The organism is Bradyrhizobium sp. SZCCHNR1043 (assembly GCF_032489675.1).
In the GTDB taxonomy this organism is placed as follows: domain Bacteria; phylum Pseudomonadota; class Alphaproteobacteria; order Rhizobiales; family Xanthobacteraceae; genus Bradyrhizobium.
On sequence record NZ_JAUEYN010000027.1, the window covers coordinates 26,785 to 45,466 of the forward strand.

General features: G+C 67.6%; 15 protein-coding genes. 9 read left to right on the forward strand and 6 right to left on the reverse strand.

The annotated features are described in order from the left end of the window. The first annotated feature begins 24 nt into the window (after positions 1 to 24). The 9 genes from sppA (at position 25) to QX039_RS32700 (ending at position 7,875) form a co-directional block, all read left to right on the forward strand. A complete protein-coding gene (sppA, locus tag QX039_RS32660) occupies positions 25 to 1,005 on the forward strand; it encodes a signal peptide peptidase SppA (protein ID WP_315741234.1) in 981 nt (326 codons plus the stop codon). A gap of 169 nt (positions 1,006 to 1,174) precedes the next feature. Beyond that, on the forward strand, positions 1,175 to 1,492 hold the full coding sequence (locus QX039_RS32665) for an integration host factor subunit beta (protein WP_315716888.1): 318 nt from the start codon (positions 1,175 to 1,177) through the stop codon (positions 1,490 to 1,492). Between the two features lie 77 nt (positions 1,493 to 1,569). Beyond that, positions 1,570 to 1,962: a lipopolysaccharide assembly protein LapA domain-containing protein gene (locus tag QX039_RS32670; RefSeq protein WP_315741233.1), complete on the forward strand. Its 393-nt coding sequence runs from the start codon at positions 1,570 to 1,572 to the stop codon at positions 1,960 to 1,962. Positions 1,963 to 2,039: 77 nt separating this feature from the next. Continuing rightward, positions 2,040 to 2,699, forward strand: coding sequence for a phosphoribosylanthranilate isomerase (locus QX039_RS32675; RefSeq protein ID WP_315741232.1), 660 nt, complete (start codon positions 2,040 to 2,042; stop codon positions 2,697 to 2,699). Beyond that, positions 2,696 to 3,919, forward strand: coding sequence for a tryptophan synthase subunit beta (gene trpB, locus QX039_RS32680; RefSeq protein ID WP_315741231.1), 1,224 nt, complete (start codon positions 2,696 to 2,698; stop codon positions 3,917 to 3,919). The genes QX039_RS32675 and trpB overlap by 4 nt, the downstream gene beginning before the upstream one ends. Further along, positions 3,916 to 4,752: a tryptophan synthase subunit alpha gene (gene trpA, locus QX039_RS32685; protein ID WP_315741230.1), complete on the forward strand. Its 837-nt coding sequence runs from the start codon at positions 3,916 to 3,918 to the stop codon at positions 4,750 to 4,752. Before trpB ends, trpA begins: the two co-directional genes overlap by 4 nt. Positions 4,753 to 4,846: 94 nt before the next feature. Continuing rightward, positions 4,847 to 5,785, forward strand: coding sequence for an acetyl-CoA carboxylase, carboxyltransferase subunit beta (gene accD / locus QX039_RS32690; protein ID WP_315741229.1), 939 nt, complete (start codon positions 4,847 to 4,849; stop codon positions 5,783 to 5,785). Continuing rightward, positions 5,782 to 7,122, forward strand: coding sequence for a folylpolyglutamate synthase/dihydrofolate synthase family protein (locus QX039_RS32695; RefSeq protein ID WP_315741228.1), 1,341 nt, complete (start codon positions 5,782 to 5,784; stop codon positions 7,120 to 7,122). The genes accD and QX039_RS32695 overlap by 4 nt, the downstream gene beginning before the upstream one ends. A gap of 12 nt (positions 7,123 to 7,134) precedes the next feature. After that, positions 7,135 to 7,875, forward strand: a complete 741-nt coding sequence (locus tag QX039_RS32700) for a metallophosphoesterase family protein (protein WP_315741227.1) — start codon at positions 7,135 to 7,137, stop codon at positions 7,873 to 7,875. A 2-nt stretch (positions 7,876 to 7,877) separates the two neighbouring features. Here QX039_RS32700 and QX039_RS32705 read toward each other — a convergent pair whose 3' ends face one another. The 6 genes from QX039_RS32705 to QX039_RS32730 form a co-directional block, all read right to left on the reverse strand. Further along, positions 7,878 to 8,888: an ATP-dependent DNA ligase gene (locus QX039_RS32705; protein WP_315741258.1), complete on the reverse strand. Its 1,011-nt coding sequence runs from the start codon at positions 8,886 to 8,888 to the stop codon at positions 7,878 to 7,880. A gap of 142 nt (positions 8,889 to 9,030) precedes the next feature. Next, entirely contained in the window at positions 9,031 to 9,351 is a 321-nt protein-coding gene (gene trxA / locus QX039_RS32710) for a thioredoxin (protein WP_015663255.1), read from the reverse strand. Between the two features lie 98 nt (positions 9,352 to 9,449). Then, on the reverse strand, positions 9,450 to 12,923 hold the full coding sequence (gene addA / locus QX039_RS32715; protein WP_315741226.1) for a double-strand break repair helicase AddA: 3,474 nt from the start codon (positions 12,921 to 12,923) through the stop codon (positions 9,450 to 9,452). After that, on the reverse strand, positions 12,917 to 16,063 hold the full coding sequence (gene addB, locus QX039_RS32720) for a double-strand break repair protein AddB (protein ID WP_315741225.1): 3,147 nt from the start codon (positions 16,061 to 16,063) through the stop codon (positions 12,917 to 12,919). Before addB ends, addA begins: the two co-directional genes overlap by 7 nt. A gap of 1,071 nt (positions 16,064 to 17,134) precedes the next feature. After that, the gene (locus QX039_RS32725) at positions 17,135 to 17,857 is read right to left on the reverse strand and encodes a nucleotidyltransferase family protein (protein ID WP_315741224.1); all 723 of its coding nucleotides are present in this window, start codon (positions 17,855 to 17,857) and stop codon (positions 17,135 to 17,137) included. A gap of 156 nt (positions 17,858 to 18,013) precedes the next feature. Beyond that, entirely contained in the window at positions 18,014 to 18,319 is a 306-nt protein-coding gene (locus QX039_RS32730) for a PilZ domain-containing protein (protein WP_008963143.1), read from the reverse strand. Positions 18,320 to 18,682: the final 363 nt, after the last annotated feature.

Consider the following 18,682-nt stretch of genomic DNA (forward strand, 5'->3'; position numbering starts at 1 on the left):
CGCCGAGACTTCCAGGAGCTGTCCATGTCGCTTGATTCGGATGTGATCGTCGATCGCCGCAGGCTGCGCCGCAAGCTGACGTTCTGGCGTGTCGTCGCGGTGCTGATTGCGATTGCGGCTCTTTCCGCCATCGGTCTGGCGATGTCGCCGCGCGGCCGCACCGCGCTCTCGACCTCTGGCTCGATCGCCCGCGTCAATATCGAGGGCCTGATCCGCAGCGACCATGAGCGCGTCGCGGCGCTGGAGCGGCTGGAGAACTCCTCGGCGGAAGCCGTCATCGTTCACATCAATTCGCCGGGCGGCACCACCGCCGGCTCCGAGCAGCTCTACGACTCGCTGGTGCGATTGAAGGCGAAGAAGCCGCTGGTCGTCGTCGTGGAAGGCCTGGCGGCTTCCGGCGGCTATATCGGCGCGATCGCTGCCGATCACATCGTCGCGCAGCAGAGCTCGCTGGTCGGCTCGATCGGCGTGCTGTTCCAGTATCCGAATGTCGGCGAGCTGTTGAAGACGGTCGGCGTGAAGATCGAGGAGGTCAAATCCTCGCCGCTGAAGGCCGCCCCCAACGGCTACGAGCCGACCAGCCCGGAAGCGCGCGCGGCGCTCGACGCCCTGGTCAAGGATTCCTACGCCTGGTTCCGCGGACTGGTGAAGGACCGCCGCGCCATGAACGATGAGCAGTTGGAGAAGGTGGCCGACGGCCGCGTCTTCACCGGCAGGCAGGCGATCGAGCTGAAGCTCATCGACGAGCTCGGCGACGAGAAGGCCGCCGTCGCGTGGCTCGTCGCCAACAAGAACGTCAAGAAGGACCTTCCGGTGCGCGACTACAAGCTCACGCCGCGGTTCGGCGATCTGACCTTCCTGCGAACGGCGACCTCGATCGCGCTCGATGCCGTCGGCCTCTCCGGGATCGCCCGCCAGATCGAGCGCACCGGCGTGGTCCAGGCGGTCGATCGGATTGGTCTCGACGGCATGCTCGCGCTCTGGACGCCCGCGCCGGGCAATTGAACCCGCCAAGACCATCCTCAGGGCGATCTTCCCGTTTTGCGTGTGCCATGGCGAGGCCCCGTACCGGGCCTCGCAACCCGATTCATGGCCGCGATGAATGATTTAGCGTCTTGACAGTCCAGCATATTTTCACGGAAATGGGACTTGTCTCCCCGGGTACATTTTCTCGATGATCAAATCCGAGCTTGTTCAGCGTATCGCCGAGCACAACCCGCATCTCTACCAGCGGGATGTCGAGAACATCGTCAATGCGATCCTCGATGAGATCGTCGCGGCGCTCGCCCGCGGTGACCGCGTCGAGCTGCGCGGCTTCGGCGCCTTCTCGGTCAAGCATCGGCCGGCCCGCGCCGGGCGCAACCCACGGACCGGAGCTCATGTCCCGGTGGACCAGAAGAGCGTCCCGTTCTTCAAGACGGGCAAGGAAATGCGCGAGCGGCTGAACCGGGACAATCCCGCCGGCGCCGCGGCTGACGACGCCGACGATTGAAGCATCTCGCGCCGGCCGTGCTAATCGTCTGCGGCTGATTTCGAGGCGAATCCGGCCTGACTGACACGAGCGAGCGCATGCGAAAATTCTTCACTGTCGTGGTCGTCCTTCCGCTGCTGGTGCTGTTCGTCATCTTCGCGGTCGCCAATCGGCATTTCGTTACCGTGTCGTTTGATCCCTTCAACGCGACTGATCCGGCGCTTGCGGCGTCGGTCCCGCTGTTCGCCTTGATCATCGCCGTCGCGATCCTGGGCGTGATCGCGGGTGGCTGTGCCACCTGGATCGGCCAGCGCCGCTGGCGCCGGGCCGCGCGCCGCCATCAGGCCGATGCCGAAGCGGCCCGCGCGCAGGTGGCGCAGCTCAGCGCCGCGGCGCGTGCAAATCAGGGGCCGGCACAATCCCTGGTTCCGGCAGCGCCGGCGCGCCTTTTCGCCCCTTATGGGCGAGACAAGCAGGGCGCCGCGTTGTAGAAGGCGCCAAAGCTCGGCGGCCTTCGAAGCCGCCGGCTTCTGGTGATCCTTTCCGCCCGGACGTGCGTTGTTCATCGATGTCCCTGATCGTCAAAATCTGCGGCCTGACCACGCCCGACACCCTCGCTGCGGCGCTCGACGCGGGCGCCGACATGGTGGGCTTCGTGTTCTTTCCGCCGTCCCCACGCCATGTCGGTCTGACGGCCGCGCGTGAGCTGGGTCGTGACGTCAGGGGCCGCGCGCTCAAGGTGGCGCTGACCGTCGATGCCGACGACGCGACTGTCGAGAACATCGTCGAGACCCTGCACCCCGATCTCCTGCAGCTGCACGGACGTGAAAGCGTCGCGCGCATCCGTGACCTCAAGCAGCGCTTCGGCCTGCCCGTCATGAAGGCCATCCCGGTCGCGACCTCCGCCGATCTCGCGCCGCTGGCGGGCTATGCCGATGTGTGCGATCGCATCCTGTTCGATGCGCGGGCGCCCAAGGATGCGACCCGCCCCGGTGGCCTCGGTGCCACCTTCGATTGGCGTCTGCTACAGGGCCTGAAGCTCGATCGCCCGTTCATGGTCTCTGGCGGCCTGAGCGTCGACAACGTCGCCGAGGCCGTGCGGATCACCTGCGCGGGCGGCGTCGACGTGTCATCGGGCGTCGAGCGGGCGCCGGGTGTGAAGGATTGCGACATGATCCGGGATTTCATTCGCGCGGCGCGGGCCGCTGAAGAGTTGAGCGTTCAATGACGACAGCCATTCCCAATTCCTACCGCAGCGGTCCGGACGACCGCGGTCACTTCGGCATTTTCGGCGGCCGCTTCGTCGCCGAAACCCTGATGCCGCTGATCCTCGATCTGGAAAAGGCCTATGCGGAGGCCAAGGCCGATCCCGCGTTTCATGCCGAGATGAACGGCTATCTAAAGAACTACGTGGGCCGGCCCTCGCCGCTGTACTACGCAGAGCGCCTGACCGAGCATCTCGGCGGCGCCAAGATCTACTTCAAGCGCGAGGAGCTCAATCACACCGGCTCGCACAAGGTCAACAACGTGCTCGGCCAGATCATGGTCGCGCGCCGCATGGGCAAGAAGCGCATCATCGCCGAGACCGGCGCCGGCCAGCACGGCGTGGCGACGGCGACGCTGTGCGCGCGCTTCGGTCTCGATTGCGTCGTCTACATGGGCGCGGTCGACGTCGAGCGGCAGCAGCCCAACGTGATCCGCATGGAGATGCTCGGCGCCAAAGTGGTGCCGGTGCAGTCCGGTGCGAAGACCCTGAAGGACGCGATGAACGAGGCGCTGCGTGACTGGGTCACCAACGTCCACGACACGTTTTATTGCATCGGTACCGTCGCCGGCCCGCACCCCTATCCGATGATGGTGCGCGATTTCCAGTCGGTGATCGGCAACGAGACGCGCACGCAGATGCAGGAGGCCGAGGGCCGGCTGCCGGACTCGCTGATTGCCTGCATCGGCGGCGGCTCCAATGCGATGGGCCTGTTCCATCCGTTCCTCGATGATCCCTCGGTCGAGATCTATGGCGTCGAAGCGGCGGGCCACGGCCTGACGCATCTGCACGCCGCCTCGATCGCCGGCGGCCGCCCCGGTGTGCTGCACGGCAACCGCACCTATCTGCTGATGGACGAGGACGGGCAGATCGAGGAGGCGCATTCGATCTCGGCCGGTCTCGATTACCCCGGCATCGGGCCAGAGCATTCCTGGCTGCACGACGTCGGCCGCGTGAACTATTTGTCGGCGACCGACGAGGAGGCGCTTGCGGCGTTCCAGTTGCTGTCGCGGCTCGAGGGCATCATTCCCGCGCTGGAGCCGGCGCACGCGATCGCCAAGGTCATGGAGCTCGCGCCGAAGAAGCCGAAAGACCACTTGATGGTGGTCAACATGTCCGGCCGCGGCGACAAGGACGTGCCGCAGGTCGGCGATATCCTGCGAGGAAGGGCGAAGGCATCGTGACCAGACGGATGGATGCGCGCTTCGCGCAGTTGAAGCAGGAAGGCCGCTCGGCGTTCGTCACCTTCGTCATGGGTGGTGATCCCGATCCCGAGACATCGCTCGCCATCGTCAAGGCGCTGCCGCAGGCGGGCGCCGATATCATCGAGATCGGCATGCCGTTCACCGATCCGATGGCCGATGGTCCGTCGATCCAGGCGGCGGGTCTGCGCGCGCTCAAGGCGGGGATGACCCTGAGGAAGACGCTGCAACTGGTGCGCAGCTTCCGCGAGAGCGATGCTGACACGCCGATCGTGCTGATGGGCTACTACAACCCGATCTACATCTACGGCGTCGACAAGTTCCTCGATGATGCGAAGAGCGCCGGCGTCGACGGCCTGATCATCGTCGACCTGCCGCCGGAGGAAGACAGCGAGCTGTGCATTCCCGCCCTGAAGGCCGGGCTGAATTTCATCCGGCTGGCGACGCCGACCACCGATGACAAGCGGCTGCCGGCCGTGCTCGCGAACACCTCCGGCTTCGTCTACTACGTCTCGATCACCGGCATTACCGGCGCGGCGGCGGCGGACTCCTCCGCCGTCGGTGCCGCCGTGGCCCGGATCAAGCGGCATACGGCGCTGCCTGTCTGCGTCGGCTTCGGCATCCGGACACCGGAGACCGCCCGCGCCATCGCCGCCAATGCCGACGGCGCCGTGGTCGGCACCGCCCTGGTCGACGCGCTCCGCGCCAGCCTCGATGCCGAGGGACGCGCGACCGCCAAGACGGTGAGCGCCGTCGCCGATCTGGCCGCTGCGCTGGCAAGGGGCGTGCACGGGGCGCAACAGGCCGCGGAATAGGCCGTCAACCACTATTCGACCGGGCGTCGCGGCCGTCTTGCCGTGACCCCGCCGTCCCGCCATATATTCGGGCGACCGCAACACGGAGCGACACATGAACTGGCTTACCAACGTGGTCCGGCCGAAGATCCGCAACATCCTGCGCCGCGAGACGCCGGAGAACCTCTGGATCAAGTGCCCGGATTCCGGACAGCTCGTGTTCTACAAGGACGTCGAGGCCAACCAGTTCGTCATCCCCGGCTCCAACTACCACATGCGCATGGGCGCGGTGGCGCGGCTGAAGTCGATGTTCGACAACGAGACCTGGTTCGACGTCGCCCTGCCCGAGGTGACGCCAGATCCGCTGAAATTCCGTGACGAGCGCCGCTATGCCGACCGCATCAAGGATGCCCGGGCGCGGACCGGCATGAACGATGCGGTCAAGGTCGGCTTCGGCAAGCTCGAAGGCATGGGCGTTGTCATCGCCGTGCAGGATTTCGATTTCATGGGCGGCTCGCTCGGCATGGCCGCGGGCGAAGCGATCGTGCGTGGCCTCGAACTCGCGGTCGAGAAGAAGTCGCCGTTCATCGTGTTCGCGGCCTCCGGTGGCGCGCGCATGCAGGAAGGCATCCTGTCCTTGATGCAGATGCCGCGCACGACGGTGGCCGTGCAGATGCTGCGCGAGGCCAAGCTGCCCTACATCGTCGTGCAGACCAATCCGACCACCGGCGGCGTCACCGCGTCCTACGCGATGCTCGGCGACGTCCACATCGCCGAGCCCGGCGCGCTGATCGGGTTCGCCGGCGCCCGGGTGATCGAGCAGACCATTCGCGAGAAGCTGCCCGAAGGTTTCCAGCGCGCTGAATACCTCCTGGACCACGGCATGGTCGACATGGTCGTGCATCGTCATGACCTGCGCCCGACCCTGGCGCGGCTGTGTCGCCTGCTGACCAAGGCGCCGGCTGTCGAACACGCCAAGCCCGCGCCGCAGCTGCCGCCGCCGGCGAAGGCCGTTGAGGCGGCGGATGCGCCGGCGGTCGCGCCGACCGCGTGAACGATCTCGCCAAGTCACCGCCCTCGCTCGACGAGTTGATCGCGCGGCTGTCCGTGCTGCATCCGAGCAAGATTTCGCTCGGGCTCGAACGCATGCACCGGCTGCTCGGCCAGCTCGGTCATCCCGAGCGCAAGCTGCCGCCGGTGATCCACGTCGCCGGCACCAACGGCAAGGGCTCCACTGTCGCCTATCTCCGTGCCATGCTCGAAGCGGCGGGCCTGCGCGTCCACGTCTTCACCTCGCCCTGGCTGGTGCGCATCAACGAGAGCTATCGGCTCGGCAAGGTCGGCGGCGGCGTCCTCGTCGACGACGAGGTGCTGATCTCCGCGCTGCTGGAATGCGAGCGGGTCAATGCCGGCGCGCCGATCACCTTCTTCGAGGTCAAGACCGTCGCGGCGTTCGTGCTGTTCGCGAAGCATCCGGCCGATGTCGTGCTGCTCGAGGTCGGCCTCGGTGGCCGGCTCGATTCCACCAATGTGCTCGAGCAGGTCGCAGCGTCGGTGCTGACCCCGATCGGCATGGACCACATGGAATTTCTCGGCGACACCCGCGCGCTGATCGCGGCCGAGAAGGCCGCCATCATCAAGCGCGGCTGTCCGGTGATCTCGGCCGCGCAGGAGCCCGATGCCATGGCCGTGATCGAGCGTGAGGCCAGGCGCCAGCGCGCGCCGTTGTTTGCCGCCGGCGAGAGCTGGCACGTCAGTGTCGAGCGCAACCGGCTCGTCTATCAGGACGATCGTGGTCTTCTTGATCTTCCGGCGCCAAAACTGTTCGGCCGGCATCAGTTCGACAATGCGGGCCTCGCGATCGCGACCTTGCGCGCGGTCGATCAGTTCAAGCTCACCACCAAGGCGTTCGAGGACGGCATCGTCGGCGCTGAATGGCCGGCACGCATGCAGCGGCTGTCGAGCGGTGCGCTCACCGCCATCGCCCCGCAGGGCGCGGAGATCTGGCTCGATGGCGGCCACAACGCGGACGGCGGCCGCGTCGTTGCGGCGGCGATCGGCGACCTCGAGGAACGCGTGTCGCGGCAGCTCGTCGTGATCGTCGGGATGATGGGCAATAAGGATGCGGCGGCGTTCCTCGCCAATTTCGCGGGCCTGACGCGGCACATCATCGTCGTGCCGATACCCAATGAGAGCAAGGCGATGGCGCCGGCTGATCTGGCCGCCGCCGCACGCACGCTCGGCATGCGCGTCGAGATCGCCGATGACGTCGCGTCCGCGCTCGCCGGCATCGCGCGGCTTGCCTATGAGGTCCCGCCGCGTATCCTGATCACGGGGTCGCTCTATCTCGCAGGGCACGTGCTCGACCTCAACGGCACGCCGCCGACCTGAGGGGAATAGCGCATGCGCTTTGCCGCGATCGCAGACGTCCACGGCAACCATCTCGCGCTCGAAGCCGTGCTGGCCGACATCCGGGCGCAAGGCGTGACCGAGATCGTCAACCTCGGCGACATGGCCAGTGGTCCGCTCGACGCGCGCAAGACAATGGACTTGCTGATGCCGCTCGAGGCGATGCATGTGCGCGGCAATCATGACCGCTGGCTGATCGATCGGCCGCCGGAGAAGATGGGGGCTTGGGAGCGACCCGCCTACGCCCAGCTCGAAGCTGATCATCTCGACTGGCTGCGCGCGATCCCGGCGACGGCCGTCTATCGGGACCAGGCCTTCCTTTGTCACGCGACGCCCGATGACGATAACGTCTACTGGCTCGAGAGCGTCGCTCAGGACGGTGCGATCACTTGCGCGCCGCTCGATGCGATCGAGAAACTTGCCGCTGATATCTCGCAGCCGCTGATCCTGTGCGGCCATACGCACACGGCCCGCGCGGTGCGCCTGCGCGACGGGCGGCTGATCGTCAATCCCGGCAGCGTCGGCAGTCCCGGCTATTCCTACGACGTGCCGCATCCGCATGTCGTCGAAGCGGGCACGCCCGATGCGCGCTACGCGATCCTGGAGCAGCGGTCGGCCGGCTGGAGCGTGACCTTCCGCCACGTGCCCTATGATCACCAGGCCATGGCCGCGCTCGCGCGCGCCAATGGTGACGGCGAGTTTGCCGCTGCGCTCGCGACCGGCTGGATCCGCTGACCTCACGCGAGCAGCTTCAAGGGATCAGCAACCTTCTGCCTGAGCTGCTCGAAGGTGCATTGCCGCGGTGACTTGTCGGGGCGCCAGCGTAGGATCGAGGTGCCGTGGCGAAAGCGCTCGCCGGAGAAATGGTCGTAGCAGACCTCGATCACCAGCTTCGGCTTCAGCGGACACCATTCCGCCGAGCGCTCGGTCGACCACCGGCTCGGCCCGCCCGGCGTATTGCCGGTGAAGCCGGGCGGCGAGATCAGCGGCTCGAGCTTGTCGGTCAGCGCGGGCTTCTCCTCCTTCTTGAGCGCGGAGGTGAAGCCGACGTGGTGCAGCAGGCCGTCATCGTCGTAGAGCCCGAGCAGCAGCGAGCCGACCAGCTTGCGCCCGTTGGCGCCCTTGTTGGTGGCGTAACGGAAGCCGCCGATCACGCAGTCGGCTGAGCGGTAGCGCTTGATCTTCTGCATGCCCTCGCGGTTGCCGGCCTGGTAGGGCAGGTCGAGGCGCTTGGCGATTACGCCATCCGAGCCGCCGCCGGACTGCGCCAGCCAGCTTTGCGCGGTCGCGAAGCGCCTCGTCGCCGGCGACAGCCGGAACGTCGGATGATCCGCGAAGTTCGCTTTCGCGAACGCCTCCAGCGCCGGCCGCCGCTCGTGCAGCGTGTGCGTCACTAGCTCCTTCTTGCCACTCGCCAGCAGATCGAAGGCCAGGAACAGCGCCGGCGTCTCCACCGATAGCTTCTTCACCCGGCTGGCGGCGGGATGAATCCGCTGCAGCAATGCATCGAACGAGAACGACTTCGCCTGCGGCACCACCAGCTCGCCGTCGAGGATGAAGCTCGTCGCCTCGAGCTCGCGCGCCGCAGCGACAATCTCCGGGAAGTAGCGCGCGAGGTCCTCGCCGGCCTTCGACTGCATCGTCACCGTTGCGCCGTCGCGCGTCAGCAGGCAACGGAAGCCGTCCCATTTCGGCTCGTACTGCCAGTCCTCGCCGCGCGGGATTGCATCCACCGAGCGCGCCTCCATGGCCAGCAGGCCGGATTTGCGGGAGGGCGAGCGATGGGCGCGGGCGGGCATGGCGACATCCGAAAACGCTGACTCACACCCCTCAACGCAAACGGCCGGCGATTCCGCCGGCCGCTCGCCAAAAATCATGGTTCTCGACGCGTCACACCGCCGACGAGATCCACTGCTGCAGCTTCGCCTTCGGCGCGGCACCGACCTGGCGCGAGGCCATCTCGCCGCCCTTGAACACCATGAGGGTGGGGATCGACATCACGCCGTACTTCGAGGCCGTCTTCGGGCTCTCGTCGACGTTCAACTTCACGATCTTGACCTTGTCGCCCATCGCGCTCGAGATCTCGTCGAGGGCCGGCGCGATCATGCGGCACGGGCCGCACCATTCGGCCCAGAAGTCGACCACGACCGGGCCGTCGGCCTTGAGCACTTCGCTTTCGAAATCGGCGTCGGAAACCTTGCCAACGGCCATGGGATTACCTCGTTCGGTTGGAGGGAGCGGCGCGGACGCGCCGCCTCAGCGTGGATGTCAAAGTAGGAATGGCGTGATGCCGGGTCAAGCGGGCTCACTCAGTCGGGATCGGATGGCAGCATGGCGTCCGGCGCGGAGGCCGGAAGCTCCATGAATTCAGCGGCTTCGGTCCAGAGCAGGGCGGCCCGGACGGCGCGCCCGGGGTACAATTGGCCAAGCACGGCGCGGTACAGCGCAAGCTGCCGGACATAGGCCGGGGGCACGTCGGCCAGCTCCGCGGGCGGCTGCTGGTTGGTCTTGAAGTCGACGATCAGCACCTCGGCCTCGGTCACCACCAGTCGGTCGATCTGGCCGGAGACCAGCGCCGGCGGCTGGCCGGCCAGTGCGAGGCGGCCCACGATCGAGACTTCCGCCCGGCTCCCGGCCGCGAACACCGCGGCAAAGCGCGGGTCTTCGATGACGGCGAGCACGCGGTCCGCGAGACCCGCACGGTCGTCGTCCGGCCAGTCGGCGGCATTGCGAATCAAATATCGCAGCGCGGCGTCGCGGCGCCGCTCCGGCAGCACGTCGGGCAGCGACTGCAGCAGGCGATGCACCAGCGTGCCGCGCTGCATCGCAAGACTGCGCGCCGCCAGCGATTCGCCCGTGCGCACCGGCCGCTCGTCGGCGGATGGATCGGACGGCCTGAGCACGGCGACCTCGCCGGGCGCCTCCACCGCCGCCGTGCGCAGCCAAGCCGGCAGCTCGACCGCCGTCTCGACCATGCGCCGCGTTTCGTCAGCAGCGGTTTCCGCGATGTCCTCGGCCCGCGCATAGCGCTTGACCGGTCCGTCTTCGGTTTCGATCACCTCGATCTGCAGCCCCGCGGCATCGAGCCCGCGCGCCATCAGGTCGTACCAGCTGCCGCCGCGGACGTTGTTCATGTTGCCCGGCATGCAGCCGCCGATGACCAGCCGATCCGCGGCGCGGGTCATCGCGACATAGAGCAGCCGGCGATATTCGTCCTCGGTCTCCTTGAGCATCGCCACGCGTGCCGCCGCGACGGCTTGCGGATCGTCGGCCTTGCGCCCGGCCCAGACCACGATCTCCTGCTCGCCATGCGGCACGTGGATCAGCCGCAGCCGCTGCGAATCCGCCGGCGACGAGGTGGTGTCGACCAGGAAGACGACGGAGGCCTCGAGGCCCTTGGCGCCGTGCACGGTCATCACCCTGATCTCGTCGCGCGAGATCTCCATGTCGCGCTTCACCTCGGTGTCGGCGGCGCGCAGCCAGGCGACGAAGCCCTGCAGCGCGGCCGGCGCCTTGCGCTCGTAGGACAGCGCGAGCTCGAGGAATTCGTCGAGGGCGTCATTGGCCTCGTGACCCAGCCGCGCCAGGACGCGTCGCCGGCCGCCATCGCCGCCGAGCAGCCAGGCATAGAAGGCGAACGGCGTGTCCTCGGCGGCACGGCGCTCGCATTGCTGGAGCCGGCGCACCACGCCCTGCAGCCGCTCGTCCGTTGTCGCGTGCGCGACGAGCGCATCTCGCAAGGACCCGCGGCGCTGCCAGGCGAGCTTGAACAGATCGTCGTCGTCGAGCCCGAACAACGGGCTCTTCAGCGCGGTCGCCAGCGCCAGATCGTCCTGCGGCAGCAGCAGCGCGTCGGCGAGGTTCATCAGGTCGATGATCGCGATGTGCTCGGTCAGCTTGAGCCGGTCGGCGCCCGCCACGGGGATGCCGGCATGCTTCAGCGCCTGGATCACCGCGTCGAATGCGTTGCCGCGACGGCGCACCAGGATCAGCATGTCGCCATAGCTCAGCCGCCGCCGCGCACCGTCATGGCCGGTCATCGTCCCCACACGAATGAGCCGCTTGATCTCGGCCTGGATGCGCCGGGAAAGCTTGACCTCGGGGCTGGTGACGGAGACGCCGTCGAACGGCGCGCGCCAGCCCTCGATCTCCTTGCGGTCGTCGCGCTCGCACAGGCTCCAGAGCTCGACCATGCTCGGTCCGGCATCGGTCAGCGCGTTGTGGATAGGATGGCCGATGTCAGGCGAGTGGATGCTGCTGTAGACCTCGCGCTCGCGGAACACGTGGTCGACCGCGTGCAGCACCGTCGGCCCGGAGCGGAACGAATAGGTGAAGGACACCGGATCGAACGACAGCCCGGCGTCGGTGAAGCGCTTCTGCAATTGCCGCCGGCGCGCATCGAACTCGTGCGGGTCGGCGCCCTGGAACGAGAAGATCGACTGCTTCTCGTCGCCCACCGCGAAGATCGTACGCGTGAGTCCGTCGCGCGCCCCGGCGCCGGCGGTGAACTCCTCGATGATGTGGGCGACAATGTCCCATTGCCGTGGGCTCGTGTCCTGCGCCTCGTCGATCAGCACGTGATCGACGCCGCGGTCGAGCTTGTAGTGCACCCAGCCCGCCGAGACGCGGTTCAGCATCGCCAGCGTCTTGTCGATCAGGTCGTCATAATCGAGGAGACCGCGTTCCTCCTTCTCGCGGCGATAGTTCGCAGCCGCCGCGGTGGCGATCTGCAGCAGCGCCTCGGTGCGGTCGCGCACGACAGCGGCGCGGCGCTTCTCGATCAGGCGGTCGAGCCGGCGCGCTTCCGATTCGAATAGGCCGGCGATGCCGGGATTGGCGTCGGCGAACTTCTTGGTGAGCAGGGACTTCCGCGGCTCCTTGTCCTCGGTCAGGAATACGCGGAGATATTCATCGACCTGATCGGCGCCCGAGAACGCCAGCGCCGCGCGCAACTGCTCGGCCTGCTTCTGATCGGTCTTGGCGCCGCCGTCGAGCCGGCCGCCGATGTCGGTCCAATCCCTCAGTGGCAGATTGGGGCCGTCGACAATGTCGCGCTCGATGGCTTCCAGCGTCTCGTCGGCGCTGATGCCGAGCACCTCGCCGAGCTGTTGCGCCGCGACCTCGACGCGCCCGGCGCCATCGGTCCAGGCCATGAAATGATCGCGGCTGAGACAGGCGTCGCGCACGACATCCTTGAAGGTCGAGTCCGCCGCATTGGCCATCGCCACCTGCAGCGCGCGGCCGACCGCGCTGTTGGGCGCCCGCGCGGCGTCGAGCAGCACCTTGAGATTGGCGCGCTCCATCATCTCGGTCTGGTCGCGCTCGTCGAGCACCGAGAACCGCGCCGGCACGTTGGCTTCGAACGGGAACTGTTGCAGCAGCCGCGTGCACAGCGCGTGAATGGTCTGCACCTTCAGCCCGCCCGGCGTCTCCAGCGCGCTGGCGAACAGCTTTCGCGCCGACGCCCGCAGCTTCTTGTCGGGGTTTGGGATGCCGGTGGATTGGATCGCGCTGTCGAGCGCGTCGTCGTCGAGCGTCACCCAATGGCCGAGCGTCGAGAACACGCGCTCGGCCATGTTGGCGGCGGCGGCCTTGGTGAAGGTGATGCAGAGGATCTTCTCCGGCGGCACGCCGTCGAGCAGCAGTCGGATCACGCGCTGCACCAGCACATGCGTCTTGCCCGAGCCGGCATTCGCCGACACGAAGGCCGACGCCGCCGGATTCGACGCGCGCGTCTGCGCGTCGCGCACGGCCTGCGGAATGGGGCGGGGCGCCTTCACCATTCTTCGACTCCCAGTCCGCCGGCCGCCGACCATTCCTTGATGCGGGCGAGGTCGTCATAGCTGCCGTAGCGGTTCGCCCACATCGACAGGTTCAGCGAGGTGTAGCCTTGATTGACATCCTCGAAGCTGCGGATCAGTGCTTCGAGCTTGGCGCGCGCCTCCTGCGCGGCCTGGTCCGGGTGCTGCGCCGTGTCGCTCTTGTTGATCTTCAGCTCGAGGATGCGCTCTTCGCCTGGCGGATTGTTGCCGGACAGCCTGACATAAACGAGCTGACTGATCATGCTGCCGGCCGGGATGCCCTCGAAGCCGCCTTCGCGCAGGATCGCGGCTTCGAGTGTGAGCTGCGGCGACAGCCCCATGCGCACCTGCTTGGCCGTCGGCGGCTGGCCAGTCTTGTAGTCGAGAATGGCGTAGGTGCCCTCGGCACGCTGTTCGATGCGGTCGGCGCGCGCCGACAGGATGAAGGTGCGGCCCTGATCCAAGGGAATGCCGATCTCGCCGCGGATCTCCGCGGTGATGGCGCCGATCTGCGCGCGCCGCGCGGTCTCCCACGCCGCGAACCAGCCGGCGATGCGCTGGAAACGCGGCCACCACAATGCCCGCGCCTCGGGCCGCTCCATCAGCGGCGCAAAGTGTTTCTCGCCGATGACGCGCAGCGCATGCGCCGGATGCAGCGGCAGGGCATCAGCATAAGTCTGCGTGAATTCGCCGATCGCCTCGTGAATCGCCGAGCCGCGATCGGCCGCCGACAGTGGCATGTCGACAGGATCGAGCGGATCGAGCCGCAGGATGTAGCGCGCGAAGATGGTGTAGGGATCGCGCAGCCAGTCCTCGATGGCGGTCACCGACATGCGCAGCGGCCGTGCTGCCAGCGGCGGCTTCGGCGCCGGCTGTTCGACCGGCTTCACCGCAGCCGGCTGGTCGAGCACCTCGGCATAGCGGACGTAAGTCTCGCCGCGCGCGGTCGCCGCCTTCCAGCGCTCGGCGCCGGCGACGGCTTCGAGACGGTGCAGGAAGCGCGAGGCCACGGCCGGCGCGCCGCCGGACTTTGCGGCGTGCGTCAGGATCACCTCGGGCGCGCCGAGCAGTTGTGCGAAATCGTGTGCTGATAGTCCGATGCGGCGCTCGGGCAGATCGAGCCCGAGCTGATGCCGCATCGGGCGGCTGAGCCAGGGATCGATGCGCGGCGCCGGCGGCCATATGCCCTCGATCAGGCCGCCGACGATCATGCGGTCGGCCTGCATCAGTCGCGCTTCGAGCGGACCGTAGATCTGCAGCTGCGCACCGTGGCGCTCGGGCCGGCGCACCGCCCGATCGGAGAAGGCGGTATGGAACAGATCCGGATAGTCCGACAGCGGCGCCATCAGGCCGCAGCGCTCGCCGGACGCGAGCAGGTCGTCGAAGCAGCGCGACAGCGCGGCGCCGTCGCGATCGGTGAAGGCGGTGCTGAGACCGACATCGTCGGTCGACAACGCGATCAGCACCTCGCGATGCCGCGCGGCGAGCTCGGCGAAATCCTGCGGGCGCGGCGAGGCGAGGTTTTCGAGCGGCGCCAAGGCCGTCTGCAATTGCGCGATCAGCCCGCCGGCGCGGTCGAGCTGCTCGGGACTGAGACGCGCGCGCGGCTCGGCCTTGTGCAGCGATGATGCTTCGCCCTGGTGCAGCTTGGTGTGCTCGTCGCGGAAGCGCGCGAAGTCGCGCGCAAGCCCGCTGCTTCCGGCTTGTGGCCGCGTGCCGCGGAGCATGGCGAGCTCCAGCGTCTCGATGGCACTCCTCCAGCCATTCGCGGCGCGGCCGAGCCGGCACAGCGGATGCTTGAGCAGCGCCAGCAAGGTCGGCGGCTCCAGTCCGCGCGCGGCGGCTTCGGCGGCGAGGCGCGCGAAGATGCCGGCTGGCGTCTCCAACAGCGCATCGCCGCCGGAATCGTCGAAGGTCAGATGCCAGCGCGTCAGCGCCGCCATCACGCGGCGCGCCAGCGCGCGGTCCGGCGTCACCAGCGCGGCCGACTTGCCGAGATGCCGCGCCTCGCGCATCGCGATCGCAATCGCCAGCGCCTCCATCTCCGGATTGGGGGCCGCGACGACAGCGAGATTGTCCATTGCTTCGGCGATGTTGGCGGCGATGTCGAACTGGCGCAGCCGCTCGTGCCACATCGCCGTCGCTTCCGACGGCCGCATCGCTTCTGAGATCAGCACCTCGCGGCCGCCGCGGCCGGTTGGGGCGAGACGGACCACGTCGCGCCGCTCCAGGCCGAAGCGTTTGAGCAGCAGGTGCATCGCATATTGCGGATGGTTGACGGCAGGTGGCGTCAGCACGCGGCCGCCGCGATCTTTGCTGCCGCCGATCGAACTCCACGCGGCTTCGTCGAGATCGGTGTCGAGCCCCGGCAGCACGACAGCACCATGCGGCAGCTTGGCGACGGCGAGCAGGAATTTTGCCGTGGCCGGCATCGAGCCGGTGGAGCCTGCGGCAATGACGGGACCATCGGGATGCGCCGACAGCCGCGCCGCTTCGGCCGCGATCAGCAGATCGCGCCGCGCCGCCGGCTCGATGCGCTCGATCTCCTGCAGATAGGCAGGCCACGCGGTCCGCGCGATGCGCAGGAACTCGAGCGAATACTGCCAGTATTTGTCGAGCTGATCCGGCACCAGCGCATCGAGCGCATCCCAGGACACGCCGCGCGTCACCATGTCGTCGATCAGCCGCGCCAGGTCGCCGGCCAGGGCCAGCGTCGAGGCCGGGCCGCCGATCACCAGCGGCGCCGAGACCGGCGTCTTGGCCCAGGCCGCGACCAGCCGCGCCAAGGTGAGCCGGCGCTGCAGGTCGTCGAGCCGTTCCGGAATCTCCAGCGGCGCCGGCCCGAGGAACGCGTCGCGATCCTCCGCGAAGGCGAGCTCGTCCTCGTCGATGTCGCCGAGCGCCACGAGCCGCGGCAGCACCGCGGCATCGGTCTTCAGCTCGTCGAGGAACATCTCGCGCGCCACCCGCAGGGAGCGCCGCGTCGGCAGATACAGCGTCGCGGTCGCGAGCCGGGCGGGATCGCTGCGCGCCTCGAAGCCGTCGACCAGCCGGCCGTCGACCAGCGCCGCGATCACGCTGCGCAGGAACGGCGCCGAGATGGGAACGGTGAAGACGCGCATGGCCTGCGATTCGGGTTGCTCGAGGCGTCTATATAGGGAGCGATCGGCCGCAGGTCATATCGGGGGTGTGGATGGGTGTTGACAGGTGCGGCTGCCTAGAACTTGCGGGTGGGGCAGTTCGCGGCGTGAAGCGGCGGTCCGGGATGACGTTCGCCACTCGGATGAAGTGAGGTGATCACGCGACCTCCGCATATTCGCCGTCGTCCCGGGCAAGCCTCTGACGGCGCGTCAGCGCTGTCGGAGGCGCCGACCCGGGATCCATAGCCCCAGGCTGATGTTTGTGGCGCGATGGTCATGGCTAGCCTACGCAACACGCCCCCCTGTGGATATGGGTCCCGGCCAAGCCCTGGCCTCGCTGCGCGATGCCAGGCTTGGCCGGGACGACACTGAATATGAGGAAGCAGTTTCGCCCGATTCGCCATCTTAGGCAGGCCACCGACCGCGCCTCATGCGTCCTCATTCCCGCGACGCCGTCGCGCCCGAGTGATGCAAATCGTTCGCCCTCATCCGAAGCAAGGGCGCAGGGAAGGCCGGGCCTCGGCTGAGGCCCGTGGCCCCCGTGCGTGAAAGAGTGCACGGGGCAGGAACCACAGGTTCAGCCGGAACGACCCGGCCTTCCCTGCGCGATGGGTTGACGGCTTATACGTCCTCTCCTCGGTGTGCCGGCTTGTAGCCACCGTCGCCCGCGCGCGGCGTCAGCAGCGGCGCGAGCTTGGCATCAGCATCGGGATGCCGGGACCTTACGATTTCGCCGTCCTGCCAAAACCGTTCGTCGGCGCGCATGAGCGCGCTGCGGTTCTGACAGGCCATCGCATCCCGCGCTCAACGTTCGTGACGACCGCGATACGCCCCTCGCAACGAGGCGGGATGCGCATGAGAGAACACGAATTCTGCAAAAGCGAAAGAAGAATTTTGTGCGCGTCGAATGCGACGAGCGGGATCGGGTTGAATGTGCGGACGAAAATAGCTTCTCGACGCAGATAATTTGAGCGATGCCAGCGCAGGGTCGGCGCCGACGAGGCGGAGCAAATCGCGCAATGCGCCGACTTGATTCGCCCGACGGGCAGTCCGCTACGCCGCACTCTCCATCAGAGCCTCTTCCGCTTCCGCCACCGCGGCCGGCGTGCCGACATGCATCCAGACGCCTTCGAGGCGGAGGCCGAACAGGCGGTCCTGCTCGTTCGCCTTGTCGAACATCTTCGTCAGCGAAAACTCGCCCGATGGTGCGCCATCGAAGATCGCGGGCGAGATGATGGCCGCTCCCGCATAGACGAACGGCACCACCTGATGCTCCCGCCGGTTGCGCAAGGTCCCGTCGGCGAGCATCGCGTAGTCGCCTTGACCCGCGTAGCCGATCGAGGTCGCGGTCGGCGCCATCAGCAGCATGATGTCCATGCGTTCGGGATCGAACGCGTCGGCGAGACGCGAGAGGTTCTGGCGCACGCCCTCGATCCACATCGTGTCGGAGTTGACGTGGAAGAACGGCTCGTGGCCGAGCAGCGGCAGCGCCTTGACGACGCCGCCGCCGGTGCCGAGCACCTGGTCGCGCTCGTCGGAGATGATCACGCGGGGCGTGCTGCGCGCGGCCGTGTGCGCGATGATCTGGTCGGCGAGATAGTGGACATTGACGACGGCTTCGGTGACCCCGGCTTCGGCGAGGCGGTCGAGCACATGGTCGAGCAGCGGGCGGCCGGCGACGCGCACCAGCGGTTTGGGCATCGTCTCCGTCAGTGGGCGCATGCGCAATCCGAGACCGGCGGCGAGGACCATGGCTTTGTGCGGCTTGACGGGCATCTCAGGCAATCTCGATCAAAGGTGGTACGCACGAATCATACCACGCAAAAACATCTATCGTCTCGGTCGGTTGCGATAGCCCGGCGCGATGACGAATGTGCGACGGCGGCGCCGTCGTCCCGATGCAGGATGCCGCAGGTGTCTCCCGGTACGCCGTCAGGCCTCCGCTGTGGCGCGCTTGTTGGTCTTCTTCTTGCCCTGCTTCAGGAAGGTGACGCCGATCTGGTCGCCATTGACCCAGGCCAGCTCGCAGCGCCGGTAGGCCAAGCCGGTCGACGACAACAGCAGGAAGAACTCCTTCAGGTGCAGGCCTTCGACCGAGCCCTCGACCGTCAGCTTCGCCCCGGTCTCCGAGACGTCCTCAATGGTGCAGTTGCGCCGCCAGGTGCCGTCGATGCCCATCATGAAAGCCGGGATGCCGCGCTCGAAGACGACGCGTTCGCCCTTCATCCGCTCTGCCATCGCAACCTCCATTCATGCGCGGCGCGCAACCGGCGCCGCGGGCGCAAGGTAAGGGGGGATGGCTAAGAACCGGTAAAGCGACGCGGGTGGGTGGTTTTGGCGCGTCCTCTTCCCACAACGGCGGTCCGCTCCCCTCCCCCTTGCGGGGAGGGGTTGGGGGGGCCACGGATGCGGAATTTGTTGGTTTACTCGGACCGGCAGCTGACAGCCGCCGGCGGTCATGATTGCCGCTGATGGCTAGAGGTCTGCGCTCGTCACTTTGAGCCTCGCCCGTGACCGACCGGGTTGATCCCTGACACTATTCGATCACTGCTGTGTTGTCTCCGCCGTTTCCTGCGCGACGCGGAGCCGCGCACGCGGCGG